Below are 23,961 nucleotides of genomic sequence, written 5' to 3'. Positions count from 1 at the left end.
AGTTAGCTGCCTCCTTTTCGAAGATCTAACAACCCGGATACGGCAGGGCCTTCATCTGAAACCTCACGTTGAATGGAGTTCAGCGATTGTCCAAGTGAGTCCATTTTACGGCGAATATCTTCATCATTTTGTGATTCCAACATGATTTTGTACAAACTTTTCTCAATGGACTCCTTCTTCTCCAGCCGTTCCAGAATGACATCCAGCCCGCCGATCACCATCTCAAACATATTGATCTTCTCATGCAATAGATTCAAGATGTGTTCCTCAATGGTTCCGCTTGTAGATAAATTGAAGATGTTCACGTCATTTTGCTGTCCAAGCCGGTGTACCCGACCGATCCGCTGCTCTACCCGCATAGGGTTCCAAGGCAGATCAAAGTTGATCATATGATGGCAAAATTGCAGATTAATGCCCTCGCCACCCGCTTCGGTTGCAATCATGGCCTGCACACGCCCGCGGAAGAGATCCATCATCCAGTCTTTTTTGCCTCGATTCATGCCACCCCGATAGGGTACAGCTGTAAGTCCGTTGTTGCGGAAATAGTTTAGCAGATACTCCTGCGTGGCCCGGTATTCGGTGAAGATAATGACTTTTTCATTCATGTTCCGAACCAGCTCCATCGTTTTCTCCGCTTTGGTATTCTCCTTGATCGCTTTAATATGGGCCACGAGTTCCCAAATTTTGTCCCGAAGGGGAGAGTCCAGCGGAAGTTTCTTCGACAGATTAACCAGTGTCACGAACACGGCATCCCGACTGCTGCACACTTCCCGCTGCAATGTAACAAGGGATAGCATGCTGCTCAGATTGCCGCCAGCTTCCTGATACTGGTCTTTAACAAAGGAAGTCACGCCATCATACAGCGCTTGTTCTTCGGGCGATAGTTGCAAGTTCACGTTGGAGACATTCCGTTTGGTAAATTGAACGGGGCCTTCTCCGCGACGGTTACGAATCATGACTTTGGATAACTCGTTCTTAAGCTGTTCCTGATTTTTCGGAACCCGCTTGTCTACAACAAAGTTGGCCGCAAAGTCACCCTGACGACCCAGTTGACCGGGCTTCAGCAGGTTGATCAGATTGAACAACTCGCTCATATCGTTCTGCACAGGTGTAGCTGTAAGCAGCAGACAATATTTTTTGCGCAATTTCAGCATGAATTGATAGTTGGTTGTTTTCTTGTTTTTGAGTTTATGAGCCTCGTCAATAATAATCATGTCGTAATCGGTATTCAGCAGCATATCTTTATGCGGGTCACGTTTGGCTGTATCCATGGAAGCTACAACCACTTCATTCTGCCAGGAATAAGCCTTTTTCTGGGCAATAGCAGGGATGCCGAATTTCGAATTCAACTCCCGCACCCATTGCAACACAAGAGATGCTGGCACGAGAATGAGTACCTTGGATACGAGACCCCGAACCATATATTCTTTCAGAATGAGACCGGCTTCAATGGTTTTGCCAAGACCCACCTCATCGGCGAGAATGGCCCGGCCTGACATTTCAAATAATACTCTGCGAGCAGTGTCCATCTGGTGAGGGAGTGGAGTAAGGCCTTGCAGATGCTTCAAACACTGGATCTCGTCAAAATTGGGAATCAGATTGGTTTCTTCGGCTTGAATGCCCAGTTGGAAGAGTCGATAATCCCCCCAAGGGCCTCCTTTATCCAGTCGTGATTCCAACTGATTGATCCAGCTCCGATCAAATTCCAACGGAACGGGCAGTTCGGCTACTGGTTGATTCATGTGGTGCGGGTTCTTCCGGTTCATGGTGCTTCCTCCCCTGCCATACGTGATGACGTTTTATTCGTAGGTAATAGTATGGACGAATGAGAGTCAGTTCATAACTATGTAAGTTGAACTACATTTTATTTGCACGAACACTACGATGACAGAACAACCTTCCAATCGCTGTTATCCCCAGATTTCTTTGATTCCCTTTTCTGGAGGGGGAAATCCGGGATTAGCGTATGCTTCCGATGCAGCTTTCTTTCAGAAAGCTTTTAGGCGAACGCTTCGCTTCTTCAGGTTATTTCTGTCCTCTCCGTTCTTGTGTAAAAAGTTTAGTTGAACCAATGTGAACTACAGTTTATTTACAAGAAGCTTGTCCGAGTATAGGGAGTCTATGAAGATGGACTGTGATAAAAGTCATATGGAAAATCAATATATGGTGTATTATACTGAATTTATATCACTATATGTGGTGTTTTATCATAATTTACTCTTGTAGTGAAAATGTAGCGTTATTCGGGGAGGTTGAACGTAGCGATGAAATCAAACCAACGATCGCATCAATTAGAAGGACTTAGCGAAAAAATATTTCTGGACCGATACGCCTGGAAAGATGCTGATCCGAATCATGCCAAGGTCGGAGATGTGGTATTGGTATTAACCAAGGATGATCCCAAGTTCCCAACCAAGGAAGTGGGCGAAATCATAGAACGTCAGGGCCAGCTTGTACAAGTAAGGATTCGAAGTGGAGAGATCATCCAGACAAACGTGGAGAAATTGACACTCAACATAGAAAAAACACCGGAAGAGATGTGGGACCGTCTTGCCAAAGCAATGGCATCTGTAGAATCCACAGCGGATCAGCGGGCAACGTGGGAGTCCAAGTTCCGCTCCGTATTGGAAGATTGGAAGTTAGTACCCGGAGGCCGTATTGCTGCGGGCGCGGGGGCAAGCGATGAGTTGACACTCTTCAATTGTTATGTCATTCCATCTCCGCAGGACAGTCGGGGTGGCATCATGAGAACCTTGACCGAGATGACGGAAATTATGGCACGTGGTGGGGGTGTTGGTATTAATTTGTCCTCTTTGCGTCCTCGACGAGCGGTGGTGAAAGGTGTCAACGGATCATCCAGCGGTTCCGTATCGTGGGGCGGGTTGTTCAGTTATACGACTGGACTGATTGAACAGGGCGGAAGCCGCCGGGGTGCGCTCATGCTCATGATGAATGACTGGCATCCGGATGTGCTGGATTTTATTACCGTGAAACAAACGATGGGGCAGGTGACCAATGCCAATCTGTCTGTATGTGTGAGCAATGCATTTATGGAGGCTGTCAAGCAGGATGGAGATTGGGATTTGGTTTTTCCCGATACAAACGATCCGGACTATGATACCGAGTGGAACGGGGATATGCAGCAATGGAAAGCCGCAGGTCATTCGGTGGTGCACTATCGTACACTGAAGGCTCGCGAAATCTGGCATACCATTATTGAATCAGCCTGGAAATCGGCAGAGCCTGGTGTGGTATTCATGGAGTACTATAACCAGATGTCCAACAGCTGGTACTTCAATCCGATCATCTGTACTAATCCGTGCGGGGAACAAGGTTTGCCTGGCTGGGGTGTATGTAATCTGTCTGCGATCAATCTGTCCAAATTCTACGATGAAACAAATCATGATGTGGCATGGGATGAACTGGCGGAAACCACTCGTATCTCGGCTAGATTTTTGGACAATGTCATCGATGCAACACCATATCATTTTGAGGAAAATAGACTGAATCAGCAGCGTGAACGCCGGGTTGGGCTTGGCACGATGGGATTGGCAGAGCTGATGATTAAGCTGCGTATACGATACGGCAGTCCTGAATCCCTTGAATTTCTGGATAAACTGTATGGATTCATGGCAAAGGAGGCCTACCTGGCATCGGCAGAGATTGCAGCAGAGAAGGGAGCTTTCCCAGCTTTCGAAGCTGAACCGTACTTACAGAGTGGATTCATGAAAAACATGGTTGCGACGTACCCTGAAGTGGGAGAGGCCATTCGTAAACAGGGCATTCGAAATGTCACACTGATCACACAGGCGCCAACGGGAAGTACAGGTACGATGGTGGGCACATCAACAGGTATTGAGCCGTATTTCGCCTTCAAGTATTTCCGTCAAAGCCGTCTAGGTTATGATGAACAGTTCGTACCGATCGCACAAGATTGGCTGGATGAACATCCGGGTGAAGCTTTACCAGACTATTATGTGACGGCGATGGATTTGTCGGCTGAGAATCACATCCGGGTGCAGGCTGCGATTCAGCAATGGGTGGATAGTTCAATCTCGAAGACGGCCAACTGTCCGGCTGATTTTACAGTGGAGGATACGGCTGAGCTGTACGAACTGGCCTTCGACCTTGGCTGCAAGGGAGTAACGATATACCGCGACGGCAGCAGGGATGTGCAGGTGTTGTCCACGTTGAAGAAGGAAGAGACCAAGGCTGGAGATCAGAACACGGCGGAAGCTGAAGAGAAGACAGTCGTATCTGCAATAGAAAACCCGAATAATGCGGAAGGGCAGGCAAGTGATGGAACTTCCAATAGCCAGGTTGGTGTTAGAACGCATTCTTCCGATCAAGTCCCTTCCTCTTCTACAGTGCTGGATAAACAATATAGAAGCCGTCCTCAGGTACTGCGTGGTGCGACATACAAAATCAATACGCCATTCGGGATGGCTTACATTACGATCAATGATCTGGAGGGAACGCCGGGTGAGATCTTCCTGAACGTGGGCAAAGCGGGATCGGACGTGTTTGCCATGGCTGAGGCACTCGGTCGAGTATGCTCTCTGTTCCTTCGATACGGAGATCATGGGCACAAGGTGGAACTGTTGATCAAACATCTCAAGGGAATCGGTGGTTCGGGAGCGATTGGCTTCGGAGCCAATAGGGTTGAATCGATTGCTGATGCAGTCGCCAAAGCATTGGAAAGTCATGTACAGAGCAATGCTCAGGAGAACGAAACTGGAGCATTACAAGAACAGAACCAAGATAAGAGCGCATATCCACAAGTGGAGGATCAGAAAACCTTTACCGAATCGAGAGATTTATGTCCTTCATGCGGCTCGGCATCCCTGATGAATGTGGAAGGATGCAAAACATGCAGCAGCTGTGGGTACAGTAAATGCAATTAAATATCTCTTGAAAAAAAGAGAAAAAGAAAGGCACTCCTGACTCCATTACGAAGTCAGGAATGCCTTTTTGTCATTTAGCTAACTAACACCAATCCTGGCATCGATCTGCAAGTGATTGCAATTCATTAAATACAACACCGGCATGGTAGCCGTCGCACACGGCATGATGTAACTTAACGGATAAGGGAAGATATACTTTATCGTTCTGTTGAACATATTTCCCCATCGTGAAAATAGGTAACAAGTAGGTTCCCTCATTGTAAATATTCAGATTAAATCCCGTAAAGTTCACCCAAGGAATACTGGAAACGGGAAATGTATTTGGTGGTTCATTGGGTTTGGCAACGAATTGTTTGTGATCTTTGTAATTCTTCATATCTTCCAGATAACGAATGTGGAATGTCTCGAAATCTTCATGGAATGCTGTCCAGATCGTTGAGAAACTTTTGTCGTCCTCATGAAAAATCGTATAACTCGGAGACATTTCGTCCCAATAGCCCAATTTCCCCTCTGCATCAAAACAGGTTCGAAATTCCCTGTGTGTATTGACAACCGTAGAGATCATGTGAATAAGAGCGGGATAGAACTTCAATCCTTTAAGCTTCAGTTCGTTGATCAATAGAGTGATATCCAGATTAGCAGTTATGCTGTAGGTACATCTGACCTGATTCAAGTAGTGGTCAAAGTATGGCTTTCGATCCCACTGATCTAACACGATTGAATTAAACATAAGTTATAACCTCCTAAATTTGAATAATGCCTTCATTTAGGAGGTATATTTGACTGATTTGACCATATCCTATCACATTCCCAGTATCGTATTTTAGAAATTGACCATCTCAGTATAACATGAGACTGAATGTGTCGCTTATAGCGAAATCCTCTGCAAAACGCTTTTTCAACCTGCTTCTTTACTTTATAATTAAAATTGTCTTTATAACGAAGAAGAGAGGGGATTAGATGCGTCAGCCGATAGAAGAACCCATATTTTATTCTTATCCTGGAATGGTAGCGGTGGTGACTTCACGTCATGAGGGAGTCCAGAATGTGATGGCGTCCGGATGGCATACATACATCGGATCATCACCAGGCGTATATGGCATCTCCCTTCGTAAGGAAACATACTCCTATGAACTCATTGAGAAGAGCGGCGTATTCGGTGTTCATTTCCTGCCAGGTCATCGATCGGAGTGGATTCAAGCTGCAGGAACGTTCAGTGGAAGAGATACGGATAAATTCAAAAGATTCGGCATTCCATATGAGGAAGGAATCAAGGTAAGTGTACCCATTTTGACAGACGCTTATTTTGCTTATGAGTGCAAGGTTATGGACATTACGACATATGGTGACCATGAATGGATTGCAGGCGAAGTGTTGCAGCGATATCAGGATCAGAAGTACTTTCTGGAGAATGGAATGGTTGATCTGGAGAAGTTGCAAATCCCAATGTACACAGGGCGTTCAGCATACCGGATCATGGATGCGAGGACAGAAGAAAAGATTCACCCGTTCCACCTCTAGGGTCCTAGGCAAGAAGAAGCAATTATGAGCAAAACTTTCAATCCGGTCTGACATAGGTTTATAATGGATATTGGCTGCTGAGCAAGTCGGCAGCCTTTTGTTATGAATTCAATTGTTTCAATCGATGTGTGCATGGGTATGCTGGTTTGCGCAAGTGGGACAGGTAATTTTAGCCACTCGATGAAAAGTACTATATTTAACGACAAAATTAGAGTATGATTTTACAGCTATATGAGCTGGCAGGAAAGGTTACATCGGTTTAATCGTTTGTAACTATTGCTGTAAAGTATGAGGCTTATTTCGGGCGTATAATGCTAAACGTGAACTCACGAATGAATATAAAGAATATTTTAATAATTAAACTTAATGGACAGGCAACTCGTCTTTTTTAAGATTATAGAATTCACACAGAATGTAGCATCATCGGATAGTGCTTCAAACAGAAGCTTTTCTTATGTTGTAAATGAAAGATGGAAGGTGCAATACGTATGTTAATGACAACCAGAACGATCAGGAGTTCCTTTATGCCCCCAACACCGATGTTGTTGACTCACAGTAACAAGGAGGGGCATGCATGTCACAATCGTTAAATCGTAAGAGACATATGAACGGACTTGACGGCTTGCGAGCCATCGCTGTACTTGCGGTAATCGCGTATCATCTGAATTTGGATTTTATTCCGGGCGGACTGCTCGGTGTAGGTATATTCTTTGTTCTCTCGGGATATTTAATTACCGATATTCTCGTGTCACAGTGGCAGGAACATGGACGCATTTCACTCGGTGATTTCTGGGTAAGACGGGTAAGGCGTTTGCTTCCAGGCATGCTGACCATGACAGCTGTGGTGATGATCTGGCTGGCCTGTACAGACCCATCCCGGCTCGCTGCGCTTCGTGGTGATATCGTTTCGGGTGTATTATACATAAGCAATTGGTGGTATATCTTTCACAACGTTTCCTATTTCGAAAGTTTTGGCCCTCCATCACCGTTTGGACATTTCTGGTCGCTGGCTGTGGAAGAGCAATTTTATCTTATATGGCCTCTTCTACTGATCGCAGCAATCATAGTGTTCAAAAGAAAGGGATGGCTGGTCGTTTTCATTGTTGTCGCAGCTGAATTGTCTGCTGGCGCAATGGCCATCATGTATAATCCGGATTTGGACCCGAGCCGTGTATATTATGGAACAGACACGCGGGCATTTGCACTGCTTGCTGGTGCTGCTCTTGCCGTGGTGTGGCCTAGTCGCAAGCTATCGAGCTCTCTGCCTGGCATGAACCGGATTGTGCTCGATGTATCAGGACTTGCTGCGCTTGCTTTATTAATCTACATGATGCTGAATAGCAGTGAATATGATCCGTTTCTGTATCAAGGGGGCATGGTGCTTCAGGCTATCGCAACAACGTTGCTGGTAGCAGTGTTGGCTCACCCATCATCTTTCCTGGCACGTATCATCGGAGCGAAGCCACTACGCTGGATCGGAGAGCGATCCTACGGATTATATCTGTGGCATTATCCTGTCATTATTTTAACCAATCCCGCGGTGGATACGGGAGGAGCACATCCTGTACGAATCATTTTACAGGTTGCTGCAACGGTTGTACTGGCCTCATTGTCCCTTAAATATATTGAAAATCCGATTCGGTACAATGGATTCCGTGATTCTTGGTCCCGATTATGGGGAAGAGGGCGGTCATCAATCGGTATACGTAACGTATGGTGGAAGCGAGCAGGTCTGTTGATGACGATTCTGCTGTTGTCCTATACGGTATCTCAGATGATGGTCTCACATGCAGCGAACTCCGATTCCCATTCGGTATCGATGTCCAACACATTGAATGGAGAGAATTCCGTAGAGGAGGAACAGGGGCAGGATGTGTTGCCAGCTATTACAGCGACGTCAGGCTCTGGCGAAAAGAACGATGCTCATACCCATAAACCGGAAGCAGGAACGAAAGATGATCCGGGGAAAAATGAGAAGCCAACAGGAGAGTCTGCTCCAGACTCAAAACCTGACGACCAAGGCAATTCAGTGAATCCTGGCAAGGACGTTCAGTCTGAAGATAAGCCGGCTAATGACTCCGTGAATAACGAGAATGATGCGCCGGATGACGCTGGAGCGAATCAATCCGATAATACGGATCATACGGATGATACACCTGATTCATCTCAGGACAATGAAGAAACAGCTCCTCCTGCCCAGGATGGAAAGGTTCATTATACCGTTATTGGAGATTCGGTGATTTTGGATGCAAAACCGTATCTGGAGCAAATTATATCGGGAGTGTATGTGGACGGACATGTCGGTCGTCAGATGTGGCAGGCAGGCGATGTATTGGAAGGTCTGAAGCAAAACAACCAAATGGGCAGCAAAGTGGTGCTGGAGCTCGGGACGAATGGCTCCTTTAACTCCAAAAACTTGAATGCTGTGCTTGATTATCTCAAGGATGAGGATCGGGTATATCTGGTTACTGTGCGCGTACCTCGTCCATGGGAACGAACGGTGAACAGGGCGTTGAATGAGGCTGCATCCAAATACAGCAATGTCTCCTTGATTGACTGGAACAGTGCAAGTGAGGGACATGACGAATATTTTGAAAAAGATGGTGTACATCTCACTACGCAAGGGTCCGAAGCTTTTGCAGAACTGGTGAAAAACAGTATCCAATAATACGCAATCCATGTTTAATACGATTTAGCACTTATTCATTATATATAGCCTGGGGTGAAGCTACCGACGGCTGCAACAAGAAAGAGCTCTCATTGTGAGGGCTCTTTTTTATATGTTATGAACAATAAGTAAGCAAAGTAAGTTCCAAACAGGGGAACCGATATTTTTCACCCCTGCATCCGTGGATCGTCACCTTACGGTATGATAGCGTTACCATTTACAATAAGTGTATTCAAATCGCCGAGGGGGAATATAGAGATGTTGAAAAAATGGCTTTCGGGTTTCCTGGCAATAACATTGTTCTCCATTATTCTGGCTGGCTGTGCTGGCGGGGACACTTCAGAAGGAGGCAGCGGCAATGACAAAGTAACCGTCACACTCTGGCACAACTGGACCGGACAGGATGCAAAGGCGGTTGCAATGCGCAAAATTATTGAAGATTTTCGTGCGGCGCATCCAGATATTGAAGTTGTGGATGAAGGCCTGCCAACAGATGGTCTCAAAACCCGGCTTCGTACGGTGGCAGCTGCCAACGAGATGCCAGATCTGTTCGTGATGTGGCCGGATGCGATGACCAAGGAATTTGTAAAAGGGGATCTGTTGCAACCCATTAATGCAGAGCTGGACGCGAAGTCAGAGTGGAAAGACAACTTTATTCCGAATGCATTAGATGGATACACTGTGGACGGAAATATCTACTCTGTGCCGATGAATCTGGCGCCGAGTTCCTTCATTTATTACAATGAAGCTTTGTTCAAACAGTACAACGTAAAAGTGCCTGAGACCTGGGCGGAACTGGAACAAGCGATTGCTACTTTTAATCAAAATAAAGTCATTCCCATGGCACTTGGCAACAAAGCCAACTGGGTAGCTCAATCAACGATATTCAGTACACTGGCTGATCGGATTACCGGCACAGACTGGTTCCTGAAAGCGGCAGCACAAGAGGGGGCAAGCTTTACCGATCCACAATTTATTGAAGCCTTGAACAAGATGCAGGAGCTTGGCAACACCAAAGCATTCCAAGATGGATTCAACAGTATCGATGAGACACAGATGATGCAGCTTTATTTCCAAGGTAAGGCAGCGATGGTCATGAACGGCGGATGGGCCTTGGCAAATCTGGTGAACAATGCACCTGAAGAGGTGCTGAACAACACACATATTACGATTCTTCCTCCAGTGGACGGAGGTCAGGGTGAACCAAGAACAACATCCGGTGTAGTAGGAACCGGGTTGGGTGTAAGTAAAAAGCTGAGCGGTGCACAAAAAGAGGCAGCGATGGAGCTGTTCTACGCGCTGGCAGGACCTGATGGTCAGAAGGCCACATTGGATAGCAGCACATTGGTGAGTTACAAGATTGATCTGGACAAAACCAAAGCACATCCATTGTTCGTAGAATTATATGATCTGATGCAGGAAGTGAAGATCACGCCAGTATACGATTCCAAGCTGGGGTCGGCAACGGTTGAGGTTATTAATAATGCATTGCAAGAGTTGCTTATGGGTGGCAAGGCCGAAGACATTGCGGCTAAAATTCAGGCGGCTCAAGCCAATGCAGTTAGTCAGTAAGCATTCGTTAAAACCCCTTCCCGGCAGGGGAGGGGTTTTAAGTATGAATGGGATAGTCAGTTGCAAGTTGGTAAAGGAATTTATCGAAGGGAAGTGAACAGATGAACGCACTGCGCAGTCGGCGTTTTATTATGCTGGGGTTGGCCCCGGCAGTCATCATTTATGCATTGTTTGTATTTGTACCGGTCATGTGGTCGGCATACTACGGTTTCTTCAACTGGTCCGGCATCGGCGCATCCAAATATATTGGTGTGGATAATTACGTGGAGATCTGGCATGATCCTGTGTTTTGGCGGGCGCTGAAAAATAACGTTATTTTTGTGTTGGCGTCGGTATTTGGACAAATTCCGTTAGCGCTTATGCTGGCGGTCATCTTACACAAAAGCAATCCATTACAGCGGTTTCTGCGCTCAGCGGTATTTCTGCCGATGGTATTATCCACTGTAGTTATCGGTATGATCTGGCAGTATATCTATCATCCGCAGATCGGGATATTGAACTTTCTGCTGGACGCACTGGGACTGGAAAGTTGGAAGCTGCAATGGCTTTCCGATGACAAGATTGCCATTTTCTCATTGGTACCACCGCTGCTCTGGAGCTTTGTCGGGTTGTATCTGATTATCTTTATCTCGGCACTACAGAATATTCCAGGAGAGATTCATGATGCTGCCAAAATAGACGGTGCTTCTGGAATCCGGAAACTGGTATCCGTCTCTTTGCCCATGATCTGGGGAACGGTTCAGGTTGCGATCATTCTATGTATTTCAGGCAGTCTGAAATCATTCGATCTGGTCTACATCATGACAAAAGGTGGGCCGGCTCATGCGACAGAATTGCTCGCTACGTATATGTATAATTCGACCTTTACAACATACCGTTATGGTTTTGGTAGTGCGATCTCAACAACCATCGTACTGATCTCCCTGCTGCTGATCGGAACAAGCCAGTGGGTGACCAGTCGCAAACGAAAAGAGAATCAATAGAGAGGAGGAGCTATCATGCGCGCGACACCTATATCCATGCCATCACCACGAAGCGGCTCGGGCCATCCGATTCGTCGTCTACGTAGCGGAATTGTTTGGACGCTGCTAACGGTCTATGGTATTTTAACATTGTATCCGTTCTACTGGCTCGTGATTAGTGCGTTCAAAACAAATGAAGATTTCTATAGCAGGCCCTTTGGTCTGCCGGCAAACTGGAACGTAGCCAATTTCAGCAATGCATGGGAAAGCTCCAGGCTGGGGACTGCTTTTGGCAATTCACTCATTGTATCGGTTGGATCACTTATTCTAACGCTGTTTATTGCAGCGCTGTCTTCATTCATTCTGGCTCGTTTCCAGTTTCGCTGGAAAGGGTTAATTATGACCTTCTTTGTTGTAGGCATGCTAATTCCGATCCATAGTACACTTGTCCCCTTATTTATTTTAATGAAACAGATGTCCCTGCTAAATACGTACTGGGCATTAATATTACCTTATACGGCTTTTGCATTGCCTACAGCTATTTTTGTGCTTACTGCTTATCTGACAAGTGTTCCACGTGATATTGAAGAGGCAGCTTTCATTGATGGAACAGGACTTTGGGGGCTGTTTACCCGGATCATGTTACCGATGTCCGTACCTGCGTTGTCGACGGTTACGATCCTGAGTTTCCTGCATGCGTGGAATGACTTTTCATTTGCGCTTGTATTCATCAACAAAACCGGATTGAAAACGTTACCGTTGGCCATTGCGAACTTTGCGGATGGGTATCAAACCGATTACGGATTAACGCTTGCTGCCATGACACTGTCGGTCATTCCAACCATTATCTTGTATCTCATATTCCAGGAACAGGTTATGAAAGGCATGACAGCCGGAGCTGTCAAAGGATAAGCGAAAGCGCATCCAGAGGAGGAGAAACGTTTGGCACGTTGGCTCACATCTTCGTTACAAAGGAAGCTATCGGTCGTCGTGACGGCTTCAATGATTGTGCCATTGCTGGCCTTGGGTCTGTTCGCCTTTCTGATCTCTTCCCGCATCACAGAACAAAAAACAAAACTATCCGGCATGGATACGCTGAAACAGGTGGAAGCGAATCTTCGTTATATGCTGCAAGATGCCGAGAACCTATCGATTTTCCTGATTGGAGAACGGGACATCCAGCAGTATCTTAGCCACAATGAAGATCATGAGCTGGACCGGGTGGATATCCTGGGCAGGATGACCAATCTGGCGGCTTCCAAGAAATATATCGCCAACATCGCCATATATCCAAGCCGCTTCGATGCCACATTGTCAACCGCTACCTGGTATGAATCCAATGAATCCAATCTTTCGTATCCCTCTGTTCCAAGCGGTGAAGCAGTCAAACAATGGACGGGGGTATACCCGGTGCAGAATTACGCGGGTATTCAAAATGTGATCACATTGGTTCGGCCAATCCGTAGTATCCATGATTATCGACCCATCGGCTGGTTAGCCATTAGTCTGGATGAGAAGGCCATATCCAAGGGATGGGCCGCTCTGGGATTAGGCAGAGGGCAAGGCAGACTGGAGCTCATCGGCAGTTCTGGAGAGATTCTGTCTTCGATGGACAAATCTCGGCTTGGACTGAAGCTGGAGCAGGCCGAACCAGGGATTACGACGTTAATTCAGGATGGCGGTAGCGGAACCACCACGTATGGCAGTGGTGACGATAAACGGACGTTGCTCTATTATCCGGAAGAACTGACCGGTTGGACGTTGGTTGGAACAGTCCCTTACGACCAGTATAAGTCCGAGAATCGGTACATTCTTATTCTGACCGGGTGTGCCGTTGCGATGTCTGCTGCGATCAGTGCTGGCTTGGTCTGGTTTACGGTGCGGCGTGTGACGAGGCCGCTTCGTGTGCTTACCCGGCATCTGTCCCGAATTGATCCGGAACGCCCGCTTCCTCTGTTTCGGTCTGAAAGTGATGATGAGATCGGCAGGCTTGGGGAGAGTTACAATCTGCTCGGTGCACATATTCAGTTATTGAAGGAAGAGATTATTCGAGGTGAAGCTCGTAAAAAAGAAGCGGATCTTCGAGTGCTTCAGGCGCAGATTAACCCGCACTTTCTCTATAACACGCTCTCTTCAATTCATTGGATTGCCTTGATGTCTGAAGAGAAGCGGATCGCGGATATGGTTGAGGGCCTAAGTGATTTTCTACGTATCAGCTTAAACAATGGTCAGGATTACTGCCCTGTGGAACAGGAGATCGCTCATATTCGCCATTATGTGCGTGTGCAGTCGATTCGTTTCCCTGATCAATTTGTGTTGCATTATATCGTAGATCCAGCGCTGGAGAAACGAATGATGCTGAAGCTGTTGCTGCAACCGCTTGTTGAGAACGCCATGATTCATGGCATTCAGCCCAAAGCAGGCGTGGGCACCATCACCATAATGATTCGCAAGGACCCGGATAATGAACAGATGAATGTGCTGGTACTGGATGATGGTGTCGGCATGGAGCCGGACAGGCTGGAGCAATTAAGGGTAAGCATTAGGGAATGGAAGGGAAAACAGCCGGAAAAACAGCTAAACCAAGGCGGTTATGGGCTCTGCAATGTGAATGAGAGGCTGCTGCTCCATTATGGAGCGGATGCACAGCTTGAAGTAGACAGCAGGGTTGGGGGAGGTACCCGGATTTCGTTTTCCATTCCAATCTTGGAGGGTTCGACATGAGACTATTAATTGTTGATGATGAAGTGATTATCCGTACAGGGCTTGCCAGCGTTATCGCTTGGCATGAACTCGGAATTGAACTACTTCAACCTGCTGCATCGGCTGAGGAGGCGTTAACACGCATGGCTGAGGAACGTCCGCATATCCTGATGACGGATATTCGGATGACGGGCAGATCAGGGCTGGAACTGGCAGAAGAGGGACTGCGATTGTTACCTGAGCTGGAGGTCATTATTTTGTCCGGATACGATGACTTTTCTTATGCGCAGCAGGCGATTCGCCAAGGTGTTACAGATTATCTGCTCAAAACAAGCAAGCCGGAAGAGATCATCAAAACCGTATTACAGGCCAAACAGCGAATCACGGAACGTTGGGCAGAGAAGTCCAGAGAGGACCAGCTTATGAGGGAGAATCGAGAGCGGTTATTTGCTGGATGGATCATTGATGGTGACACCGCTTCGGGCCATTTTCCTTCATTCATGCGATCTGATGCTGGAAAAGAGGCAGGGGTTGTTGGCCTTGATGATGAACAGATTCTCAGACAAGTCATTATTCTTCGAGCAGAGGGTTGGGATCGATCCTCGGATGCGCTATTACGATTTGCGGTGCAGAATACCCTGGAGGATATGTTACCTGGTGCCATTGCTCATGTAGAGAAACAGCAAATTATCTGTGTAGTTTCATGGCCGCCTGTGGAACATGAAACTACGTTCAGGCTGGAGAGTGCATTACGTCGGGTGGAGCAATTACTGAAGTGCACCCTGCGCGCAGCGGTAGGTCTGCCTGTGAGTGGATATGCAGATCTGCACGAGAGCTACAGTACTGCGTCAGCTGCATTCCGATATCGGGGTTTGGTGGATTATAAAGTATGGCATTATGAGCACGTTCAGGATCGCCAAGGTGGTAAAACTGTACTTACGCACGAAGAGGAGACCACGCTTGGTACATTATTGCTGGATAATGATTCAGTCACGTTAACGACATGGACACGGGAACTTGTGGCTAATTTGATTACAGAGCCGGAGGTCACACCAGAATCGTTCAATGCTTGTCTGCACTCAGCCGTCATTGCAGGTCATCGCTGGCTGACTCGCACAATGCGAGCCACAGGGCGTGAAGAACCCACAAGGCTTGAGCCCTGGTTGCCTGAACCGGATGCCGAAGCTGCTGACATCGGGGATATGCTGTTCCATCATCTGTATGGTCTGATGCATGTCTATCATAGCCGAATGGGTCAGGGACAGGCTGCGCATGTGCAAAAGGCTATCGGTTATATTGAATCTTCATTGGCGCAGGATATTAATCTGCAACAGGTAGCTGGACATGTTCATTTGCATCCAGGTCACCTTAGTGAACTGTTTAAAAAAGAAATGGGTGTGACCTTCGGAGATTTTGTCACCGATATGCGTATACGAAGAGCGATGGATATGCTGGCGGTGTCTCCAGCGAAGGTCAGTGAAGTCGCTGCCATCAGCGGCTATGAGGACGTGAAATATTTTAGCAGGCTGTTCAAAAAACATACCGGCAAGACCCCAAGTGAATATCGCGAAGAGGCGTTGTCGTTCAAGCCTTCGGGAAGTTAGAGATGAGCAGATCAGGAAACATGTCTTGCCTTTCTGCAAACGTTTTCGATGTGGTATTACTCAGGGTTATTGGAGAGTGAGGGCGTACTGATGAAGACTTATAGTTCAAGTCAGGATTTATCGGGACAATGGAAGATACAGCATTTTGAAGTTGGAGAGAAGCGGGCAATGGATGTGGCAGCAGCTGCGCTGGATGACCGTTTCTGGATCGGGGCTGAAGTGCCTGGCGATGTACATGCTGCATTGGTTGAGCGCAGTATCATTGATCCGCCCTATTACGGACATAATGATGCCAAAAGTCGCTGGATTGAGCAAAAGGAATGGTGGTACCGCTCCACATTCAATCTGGTGAGAGATGCAGAGACCGAGGAGCACTTTGAATTGGTGTTCGAAGGATTGGATACGTTTGCAACGGTATATGTCAACGGCCATGAAGTCGGGAAAACGGCCAATATGCTCATGTCACATACGTTTAATGTAACATCTCTGGTACGCAGCGGCTGGAATGCGATTGCTGTCAAGTTTGATCCGCTTCACCTGCATCACCGGGACAAAGAAACCTTTGACTGGTCCTCGTATACGAAGGAACGGCCTTGGTTGCGCAAAGCAGCGATGAACTTTGGCTGGGACTGGGGGCCACGTATGGTTACGGTGGGGATCTGGGGTGCTGTACGGCTGGAAAAACGAACAATAGCCAAGCTGGAAAGTGTGTATGCTCGCACGAAATCAGTCAGTACAGAGCTGGCTGTCTTACGCGTCACGGCGGATGTGAAATCCGTCTTGTCTTTCCGTAGCAGACAGAAACGTGAACAGGCTGTGGTTGCGTCCTGTAATATTCGTCTGCTGGATCGCAACGGACATGAGGTAGCAAGTGCCACTGAACTACCTGTAGAAGGTGATAAGGCAGATACCACATTAAACGTTATGTCACCACAGTTATGGTGGACTCATGATCTAGGTGAACCTTATCTGTATACGCTGGAGGTTACATTATTCGCAGATGGCGTTGAGGTGGATCGTTATAGCGAGCCTTATGGGTTACGAACGATTGAGCTGGCGCTTCACAATGAACGGGGTGAAGATGCATTTGCTTTTATTCTGAACGGAGTCAAAGTATATGCCAAGGGTGCCAACTGGATTCCGGCTGATCATCTGATTGGTGCCATCCCGAACTCCCGGTATCGGGAGCTTGTCGAGCTATCGGTGGAAGGGCATATGAACATGCTGCGTGTCTGGGCCGGTGGTATATATGAGAAGGATGTCTTCTACGATGAGTGTGATCGACAAGGCGTATTGGTGTGGCAGGATTTTGCATTCGCAAACGCATTGTTCCCTGATTTCAATCGTGATTTTATGGATAATGTGCGGCAAGAGGTAGAAAACAATGTCCTGCGCCTGCGTAACCGTGCCTCGCTTGCCATCTGGTGTGGTAATAATGAGATAGATTGGCTCTATGATATGAAGTCGGCAAGTGGAGATATTACCAGCCCGTTCTACGGTGAACTTATCTATCATGAGCTGATCCCTGAGGTGCTGGAACGACTGGATCTGTCTCGTCCGTACTGGCCCTCTTCACCGTTCGGGGACAGCAATGGTCAGGATGCTAATGATCCAGATGTGGGGGACCGCCACAACTGGCAGGTATGGCATGGTTCGGTCTATCCAAGGAAGTATGGAGAGCCGCCGTTGCTGGACTACAGTATTGAAGGTGTAACGTTCAAAAATTATAAAAAGGATCATGCGCTGTTCAGCAGTGAATTTGGTATGCACGCCTCGGCCAATCGCTACACACTGGAGAAAAATATGCCCGCAGGTCAGTTTTACTGGGGTAGTCCGGAGATGGCCTATCGTAACAAGGATACCAATCACCAGAAAGGCATTCTGTTGATGGAGGGTTACACAGGGATTCCGCAAAATATAGAAGAGTACATGAACTATTCCATGTTGACTCAAGCAGAAGGGTTGCGTTATGGGATAGAACATTTCCGGCGCATCAATCACCGTAACAGCGGTGCGCTTGTGTGGCAATTGAATGACAGTTGGCCAGGAACAAGCTGGTCCATGATTGATTATGAACTGCTGCCGAAGGCATCCTTTTATTACGGGAAAATATTCTTTCATCCTGTCCTGTTGTCACTGGAGCATGAGCCGGGGGAGCCGCTTGCATTGTGGGTTGTGAACGATACACGTGAAGTCTTGAAAGGGGAGCTTCGACTCAATGTCTATGCATTGAATGGAGAGAAGATCTACTCCAGCACACATGCTGTTGAAGTAACATCACAATCCTCACTGTGTATTGCTGAATTAACTGAAGCAGAGGTGTTACAGGGCAGACGTGCGGAGGAAGTAATGGTTGAGCTGGTATCCGAAGGGTTCGCGGCGCCGATTAATCGGTACTTCTTGCGTGATCCTAAGGATGTGACGTTGCCTGAGTCGCAATTGAGCGTACATGTGAACGAGGAGGAGCAGTCTGTTACGGTTACGGCCAGTGGTGCGATTGCACGATTGGTGAAGCTGGAGCTTCCCCTTGGGCGTGTACGATTCAGTGACAATTATTTCGATCTGCTCCCCGGTGAGAGCCGGACGGTAAGACTTCGTCATCCGGAGCATTCTTCTCTGCCTTTGACAGAACTTCGGGTCAGTTCCATGAACGGCAGAGAAGGATAAAATATTAATAACAGACTTCGAATCTTATGCGAGGTTCAAGGTGGTCATCCTGATCAGGGATGGCACCTTTTTTACTTTTGCAACAGGGGGAGTTCATGTCGTCGTGTCAGGTGATTTTGCCCTTATTCCACAAGCGAAACTTCCAATCGGGTTCACATCTAGGATCATTAAGGTTAGAATGATAGAAAGAAATCGTTTACAAAAGGAGGTGGATTCATGTCATTTGTCTTTTATCCGGAGATGGTTATATTCATTCTGATGTTGATCCTGCTGATTATTGGTATTGTATATATCGTTCGTAAAAGCAAACAAGTATTGCGCCGCTTAAACAATCTGGAGAAAGCAGTATATGAAAAAGATAACATTTCATCCTATCCGAAGGCCGTTGATACTGTACAAGAAGCACCCAGAGAAGACACGTTTGCTCCACGCAAACGAAAATGAAGAAGGATACGGAATTACATAAGAAAGATAAACCAACAAGTCAAACAGCCGATTCTTCTCTATGAGGAAGTTATCGGCTGTTTGGGCATATAGACATTTTATCGGTATTAACTGGGTTTAGAGAAAGGATTCATAACGCTGTTGGAAAGAGGATTCCATCTCCACTTGCCGAGCAAGTTGCTGCTGTACCTTGGCCCCGCGGATCGTCTGAAGTTCCTGAAGTTGTGCAGTGGAACTGAATTGATCTGCAGACATTTGGACAAGTAATTCGGAGAGCGCATCCGCATCTTCGAGCGCGGCATTAAGTCCAAACGCACCGGTTGGGGTCATGGTATGAGCGGCATCACCGATGAGTACAACATTGTCCTGTGCCCACGACTGGCAATAGCTGCTTTCAACAGATAATAGAACAAAATCACTCCAGCTCTGAATGTTGGCAGCTACAGAATCAGACAGGCAAGGAAAAGCAGATACAAGTTTATCTACAAAAGGAGCAATCGGCTGCTCTCGCAGCTTGGAGTAAGCTCCCTCGGGAATATTCCATCCAATCTGAACATAACCGCCGAACTGTGAGAACAGTGCGAGCTGTTGGCCATCCATGCTGGCCATCCGAACAGCGGGTTCCCAACCTACGGGTGCTGGAATGCGTGCCCAGAGCAGATCATACCCGTGCTTGCGAATCTCGGGGGTCAAACCGGAATGTTTGCGTACAGCAGAATATCTGCCATCGGCACCAACAATAACAGATGCTTGAATGGAGGCAGGAACGCCGTTCTGCCGAATGTTAATACCCACGACCTGGCCGTTTTTGTCTCGTAGCAAGCCAGTCATGATGGTATTAAACAGTACTTGTTCATTGGAATTGTGCTGCTGAGCGTGCGACACGATGGCTTCCAGGAGATGATCTTGAGGTACATGAATACCAACATGAGATTCTCCATTGCCTGGTGATACCGTATGAATAATCTGCCCATTTTCCCAATACTGAATCTGTTCCAAGAGCAGCGCTCCGCGTTCCTGAATGAGGGAATAGAGGCCGTGTTTATTCAAAATGGCTTCGCCGTCCACATTGAGCAACTCCCCGCGAAACGACTTGTGCAGGTGGGGCTGTCGCTCAATGAGCATCGTGGAGATTCCATTTTGATTCAGTAAATAAGAAAGCAAAGCACCGCCAGGTCCAGCACCGACGATACAAACATCTGTTTTGAGTTGAGATTGTATATTCTGATTCATGTGCATAAGTCCCTTACATTATAATGATGACGCTTTATTTACTTTATAACAACAGATTTATTAAAATCATTAAGTAACTAAAAGTAACTTTAAAGATATAGGTTATTATAAACAAACCCGTTGCCATAATGCAATAGGTGAAACCCGAAATAAAACAAGAGTCTTGCAGTCAACGATAGGGTGTCGGATACAAGCGCATTTTTCACAAACATCATAGTGTAAATATGTTACAATATAAGGTAGGTTATGATGAAAGGCAGGAGGAACGTTTATGAGCCCGGATACGGAGCGAAACTCTCAATTGGCAAATGTAGATCAATTGTTGGAGGCCTTCTTCAGATATAAAAATAAAGTATTGGATCAGCAGCAGAAGACCGAAACCAACTGTAAACTGAATCCGACAAAAAGTCATATATTGGGCATGATTTTACGTGAAAAAAAATGTATGGCGGTTGATGTGGCCAGACAACTCAGTTTGTCTTCCGGCGCAACCACCATTGTACTGAATCAACTGGAGACGGAAGGGTTGATCCAGCGGGTGCGCAGTGAAGAAGATCGGAGAATTGTGTGGCTGTCCTTAACGGATGAAGGCGCGCAGCTTGCCAAGACACTTAATGCGAATCGCGGCCGAATGACGTGGGAATTGTTGCAAGCACTTTCCGAAGAGGAGCAACAGCAGATGTTTGGCATGCTGAAGAAAATTGAACTGAAACTGCTGGAGAACATGAAGTCGTTTGAGCAGATCCACCGGTAGTCCATATATGACTTGATCCTTGAAGACGTCAGTCCTCATGAGTTCGTCCCTAATTGCGGGGGGATGAACCTTGAAGACTGGCGTTTTTGAGCTGATCTACAAATGAAAGCGAACCACATGATCCGTTAAGCCTTCCTGGATCAAAACTTCTTTTTGTTTGCTGCCCATCAGGTCAAAGTGGGGAAATGGCTGCCGCCGATGAATGTATCGCGGGTCCAGCCCATGATCGTTGCACCAACGTTCGAGACGTTCCAGATCTGCGCAGCCCACTTTGGTGACACTGGTGATGCCGGGGAATCGGTTGTCAATCCAGAAATGAGTGAGGTACGCAATCTCACCACGAGCCACTTGTTCCTTCCACGCAGCAAGCTCTTGTCGTTTAATTCCAAATGCCATAGATGCAAGTTCCTTTCCAAACGGGTATTGTCCTGAGCATATTGTAACATCTTATATACAGAATCCATCAGAATTCTTCAATCTATATAAGTTAACTAAAGATTATTAACACTGACACTACGATGACAGAATAACCTTCCAATCGCTGTTATCCCCTGATTTTTTTGATTCCCTTTTCCAAAGGGGAAAATCCGGTGATAAAGGCGAACGCTTTGCTTTTTCAGGTTTTTTCTGTCCTCTCCGTTATTGTGTAAATGAATAGTTCAACTTATATTGACTAGCCTGTGACCAGTTAAATGGGTATATGAATATGACAACATTTTTATAATAAAGTCTGGATTATGTTAAAATAAACCTATACAACAAAGGTATCACCACATCTATAGCGGAAAGGGATTGTCATCATGGAAATATTTATAGCCGTACTTGTTTTACTGGTACTGATCGGTTTATCGAATATCCTGAACCGGTTTGTACCTTTTATTCCTGTTCCGCTCATTCAAATTGTGCTTGGTGTAGCCATAGCTTTACTTCCAGCAGGCGTACACTTGCCGTTGAATCCGGAATTGTTCTTTGTACTTTTCATCGCACCTTTGTTATACAACGATGGTAAACGAACGCCAAGAAATGAATTATGGAATCTGCGTGCACCTATACTTCTGCTTGCACTAGGACTTGTGTTCGTGACGGTGGTTGTAGCGGGATATGCCATTCATTGGTTGATTCCTACGATACCGTTACCCGCTGCTTTTGCTCTTGCAGCCATACTGTCCCCGACAGACGCTGTGGCCGTGGGTGCCATGGCTGGGCGGGTACATTTGCCCAAAGGTATACATAGGCTTCTTGAAGGTGAAGCATTAATGAATGATGCATCCGGCTTGGTCGCCTTCAAATTCGCGATTGCAGCCACGGTTACAGGTGTATTTTCCCTGGCGCAGGCAACCTTTAGTTTTATTCTGATTGCAATTGGCGGACTTCTCGTCGGGGCATTGTTATCTTTTCTGCTAATCAGGCTCGGAATGTGGATTCGCAGGCTGGGCATGGAAGATGTAACCATTCACATGTTGCTGCAAATTCTGACGCCTTTTATCATCTATCTGGTGAGTGAAGAAATTGGGGTATCCGGTATTCTTGCGGTAGTGGCAGGTGGTATTATCCACGCCATTGAGCGTGACCGCGCTGAATCGGTTCAGTTGAAAATGCAGGTTGTATCTGCGAGCACATGGTCAGTCATTTTATTTATACTAAATGGTCTGGTGTTTGTTATTCTGGGCGTCCAGGTCCCGGATGTGCTGAGTACCATTTTTGAAAATGTATCGTTTAATAATCTGCAGGTGTTGGGCTATGTGGGCCTGATCTCAGTGTTACTGCTGGTTCTGCGCTTTCTCTGGATCTATCTGTTCTGGCAAGGAAATGAATTGCTGCGTACCCAATCTCCTATTGGCAGGCCCAGATTCAAGGATATCACGATTATTTCCCTATCTGGGGTGCGGGGGGCTGTGACATTGGCGGGTGCGTTCTCAATCCCTTATGTGCTTCAGGATGGGTCACCTTTCCCTGAACGGGATCTGATTATTTTCCTGGCGGCAGGGGTTATCCTCTTTTCCCTGATTGCGGCCAGTGTGTTTCTTCCAGTTCTGGCCAAGGATGACGGTAAATCAACAGAAGAAACACCTCAGAAGTCAGAACGAAAAGCCCATGACATTATGCTCAATGCGGCAATCCGAGCTGTCAAATCCGAAATGAATGATGAAAACAAAGCCGCTGCACTCGCGGTTGTCTCCGACCTGTCCAAATATATCAGGCAGGCCGCAGGTCAGCTCACCGCCGGTAAACGCAAAGATATTCAGAAACAAGAAACGGCTATTAACCTGATTGCCACCCGTGCAGAGCGGAAAGAAATTGAAGCGATGCTGGATGAAAATGCAATTGCTTCCGATGCCGCCTTCAAATGTGATAGTTGGTTGGATCGTAAGGAAATGATGCTGTCCAATCGGGCAAATACTCAGATGATGGCCTCAATCAACGAGATCGGGCGTGTGCTGGGTCATCTGTTCACCAATCGATCCCAGAAGCCGAGTCAACCATTCATGCTTGAAAATGCAGAACTGTTCCGTCAGGTGAAGCTACGTACCTCTGAAGCGGCAATTAAGGCTATTCGTGCCCATATGAATGATGGGAATCGAGTCGTAGCGCTGTCGGTCATCGCCAAGTATGAGCGTGTGATTGCCAAATTACGAACCTGGAACCAAGGGAAAACGGAAGATCCGTTTAATCAGGAGAAATTGGAGTTGCAGATGGTAGCTATTCAGGAACAGCGCAATACGGTTCAGCAACTGTATGAAAACGGCGAAATCACCCGTGATGTAGCTGCGAAACTGCGCCGGTTTATTAACGACGTGGAAGCAACTGCGCTGAAAAACACCTAATCCGATAAATCCGATATTTTAAATATGCTAAATGGTTTGATATAATATGTAACAAGAAACATGCATCATTACAGAGATGTACTTATATCTATCAGTGAAGGAGA

16 protein-coding genes are annotated in these 23,961 nt (G+C 46.7%); 12 read left to right on the top strand and 4 right to left on the bottom strand.

Annotated features, from left to right (window positions below; translation table 11 throughout):
• Window positions 1–2: 2 nt before the first annotated feature.
• Window positions 3–1,766, bottom strand: coding sequence for a DEAD/DEAH box helicase (locus tag MKX68_RS00605; RefSeq protein WP_339784712.1), 1,764 nt, complete (start codon window positions 1,764–1,766; stop codon window positions 3–5).
• Window positions 1,767–2,264: 498 nt separating this feature from the next.
• Between MKX68_RS00605 and MKX68_RS00600 the strand changes: the two genes are divergently transcribed.
• Window positions 2,265–4,904 (top strand): adenosylcobalamin-dependent ribonucleoside-diphosphate reductase, encoded by a 2,640-nt coding sequence (locus tag MKX68_RS00600; RefSeq protein ID WP_340908357.1) that lies wholly within the window; start codon window positions 2,265–2,267, stop codon window positions 4,902–4,904.
• 82 nt (window positions 4,905–4,986) lie between these two features.
• Here MKX68_RS00600 and catA read toward each other — a convergent pair whose 3' ends face one another.
• On the bottom strand, window positions 4,987–5,634 hold the full coding sequence (catA, locus tag MKX68_RS00595; protein ID WP_340908356.1) for a type A chloramphenicol O-acetyltransferase: 648 nt from the start codon (window positions 5,632–5,634) through the stop codon (window positions 4,987–4,989).
• A 230-nt stretch (window positions 5,635–5,864) separates the two neighbouring features.
• On the opposite strand from catA, the gene MKX68_RS00590 reads away from it, so the two are divergent.
• The 9 genes from MKX68_RS00590 (at window position 5,865) to MKX68_RS00550 (ending at window position 19,045) form a co-directional block, all read left to right on the top strand.
• On the top strand, window positions 5,865–6,425 hold the full coding sequence (locus MKX68_RS00590; RefSeq protein ID WP_249911150.1) for a flavin reductase family protein: 561 nt from the start codon (window positions 5,865–5,867) through the stop codon (window positions 6,423–6,425).
• 574 nt (window positions 6,426–6,999) lie between these two features.
• A complete protein-coding gene (locus MKX68_RS00585; protein ID WP_340908354.1) occupies window positions 7,000–9,093 on the top strand; it encodes an acyltransferase family protein in 2,094 nt (697 codons plus the stop codon).
• Between the two features lie 258 nt (window positions 9,094–9,351).
• On the top strand, window positions 9,352–10,665 hold the full coding sequence (locus tag MKX68_RS00580; protein WP_340908352.1) for an extracellular solute-binding protein: 1,314 nt from the start codon (window positions 9,352–9,354) through the stop codon (window positions 10,663–10,665).
• A gap of 101 nt (window positions 10,666–10,766) precedes the next feature.
• A complete protein-coding gene (locus tag MKX68_RS00575) occupies window positions 10,767–11,648 on the top strand; it encodes a carbohydrate ABC transporter permease (RefSeq protein WP_340908350.1) in 882 nt (293 codons plus the stop codon).
• A gap of 36 nt (window positions 11,649–11,684) precedes the next feature.
• A complete protein-coding gene (locus MKX68_RS00570) occupies window positions 11,685–12,539 on the top strand; it encodes a carbohydrate ABC transporter permease (RefSeq protein WP_340915230.1) in 855 nt (284 codons plus the stop codon).
• Window positions 12,540–12,569: 30 nt separating this feature from the next.
• The gene (locus MKX68_RS00565; protein ID WP_340908348.1) at window positions 12,570–14,351 is read left to right on the top strand and encodes a cache domain-containing sensor histidine kinase; all 1,782 of its coding nucleotides are present in this window, start codon (window positions 12,570–12,572) and stop codon (window positions 14,349–14,351) included.
• Complete coding sequence (locus MKX68_RS00560; RefSeq protein ID WP_340908346.1) at window positions 14,348–15,934, top strand: helix-turn-helix domain-containing protein; 1,587 nt, start codon at window positions 14,348–14,350, stop codon at window positions 15,932–15,934. Before MKX68_RS00565 ends, MKX68_RS00560 begins: the two co-directional genes overlap by 4 nt.
• Window positions 15,935–16,024: 90 nt before the next feature.
• The gene (locus MKX68_RS00555) at window positions 16,025–18,601 is read left to right on the top strand and encodes a beta-mannosidase (protein ID WP_340908344.1); all 2,577 of its coding nucleotides are present in this window, start codon (window positions 16,025–16,027) and stop codon (window positions 18,599–18,601) included.
• Between the two features lie 216 nt (window positions 18,602–18,817).
• On the top strand, window positions 18,818–19,045 hold the full coding sequence (locus MKX68_RS00550) for a hypothetical protein (RefSeq protein WP_338593686.1): 228 nt from the start codon (window positions 18,818–18,820) through the stop codon (window positions 19,043–19,045).
• A gap of 117 nt (window positions 19,046–19,162) precedes the next feature.
• Here the strand turns inward: MKX68_RS00550 and MKX68_RS00545 are convergent, their stop codons facing one another.
• Window positions 19,163–20,278, bottom strand: a complete 1,116-nt coding sequence (locus tag MKX68_RS00545; protein ID WP_340908340.1) for an FAD-dependent monooxygenase — start codon at window positions 20,276–20,278, stop codon at window positions 19,163–19,165.
• Between the two features lie 271 nt (window positions 20,279–20,549).
• On the opposite strand from MKX68_RS00545, the gene MKX68_RS00540 reads away from it, so the two are divergent.
• Window positions 20,550–21,032, top strand: coding sequence for a MarR family winged helix-turn-helix transcriptional regulator (locus tag MKX68_RS00540; RefSeq protein WP_091032120.1), 483 nt, complete (start codon window positions 20,550–20,552; stop codon window positions 21,030–21,032).
• Window positions 21,033–21,128: 96 nt separating this feature from the next.
• Here MKX68_RS00540 and MKX68_RS00535 read toward each other — a convergent pair whose 3' ends face one another.
• Window positions 21,129–21,428: a hypothetical protein gene (locus tag MKX68_RS00535; RefSeq protein WP_091032117.1), complete on the bottom strand. Its 300-nt coding sequence runs from the start codon at window positions 21,426–21,428 to the stop codon at window positions 21,129–21,131.
• 404 nt (window positions 21,429–21,832) lie between these two features.
• Between MKX68_RS00535 and MKX68_RS00530 the strand changes: the two genes are divergently transcribed.
• A complete protein-coding gene (locus MKX68_RS00530; RefSeq protein WP_340908336.1) occupies window positions 21,833–23,857 on the top strand; it encodes a Na+/H+ antiporter in 2,025 nt (674 codons plus the stop codon).
• Window positions 23,858–23,961 lie beyond the last annotated feature (104 nt).

It is taken from the genome of Paenibacillus sp. FSL M8-0212 (genome assembly GCF_038004645.1).
Taxonomy (GTDB): domain Bacteria; phylum Bacillota; class Bacilli; order Paenibacillales; family Paenibacillaceae; genus Paenibacillus.
This window is presented reverse-complemented; position numbering and strand designations above follow the sequence as displayed.

What these genes read in the sequence shown, in the direction of transcription:
- MKX68_RS00560 (WP_340908346.1), top strand. Translation starts at nt 14,348, where the DNA reads ATGAGACTATTAATTGTTGATGATGAAGTGATTATCCGTACAGGGCTT.
- MKX68_RS00535 (WP_091032117.1), bottom strand. Translation starts at nt 21,428, where the DNA reads ATGGCATTTGGAATTAAACGACAAGAGCTTGCTGCGTGGAAGGAACAA.
- MKX68_RS00570 (WP_340915230.1), top strand. Translation starts at nt 11,685, where the DNA reads ATGCCATCACCACGAAGCGGCTCGGGCCATCCGATTCGTCGTCTACGT.
- MKX68_RS00550 (WP_338593686.1), top strand. Translation starts at nt 18,818, where the DNA reads ATGTCATTTGTCTTTTATCCGGAGATGGTTATATTCATTCTGATGTTG.
- MKX68_RS00575 (WP_340908350.1), top strand. Translation starts at nt 10,767, where the DNA reads ATGAACGCACTGCGCAGTCGGCGTTTTATTATGCTGGGGTTGGCCCCG.
- MKX68_RS00555 (WP_340908344.1), top strand. Translation starts at nt 16,025, where the DNA reads ATGAAGACTTATAGTTCAAGTCAGGATTTATCGGGACAATGGAAGATA.
- MKX68_RS00590 (WP_249911150.1), top strand. Translation starts at nt 5,865, where the DNA reads ATGCGTCAGCCGATAGAAGAACCCATATTTTATTCTTATCCTGGAATG.
- catA (WP_340908356.1), bottom strand. Translation starts at nt 5,634, where the DNA reads ATGTTTAATTCAATCGTGTTAGATCAGTGGGATCGAAAGCCATACTTT.
- MKX68_RS00600 (WP_340908357.1), top strand. Translation starts at nt 2,265, where the DNA reads ATGAAATCAAACCAACGATCGCATCAATTAGAAGGACTTAGCGAAAAA.
- MKX68_RS00530 (WP_340908336.1), top strand. Translation starts at nt 21,833, where the DNA reads ATGGAAATATTTATAGCCGTACTTGTTTTACTGGTACTGATCGGTTTA.
- MKX68_RS00605 (WP_339784712.1), bottom strand. Translation starts at nt 1,766, where the DNA reads ATGAACCGGAAGAACCCGCACCACATGAATCAACCAGTAGCCGAACTG.
- MKX68_RS00580 (WP_340908352.1), top strand. Translation starts at nt 9,352, where the DNA reads ATGTTGAAAAAATGGCTTTCGGGTTTCCTGGCAATAACATTGTTCTCC.
- MKX68_RS00545 (WP_340908340.1), bottom strand. Translation starts at nt 20,278, where the DNA reads ATGAATCAGAATATACAATCTCAACTCAAAACAGATGTTTGTATCGTC.
- MKX68_RS00540 (WP_091032120.1), top strand. Translation starts at nt 20,550, where the DNA reads ATGAGCCCGGATACGGAGCGAAACTCTCAATTGGCAAATGTAGATCAA.
- MKX68_RS00585 (WP_340908354.1), top strand. Translation starts at nt 7,000, where the DNA reads ATGTCACAATCGTTAAATCGTAAGAGACATATGAACGGACTTGACGGC.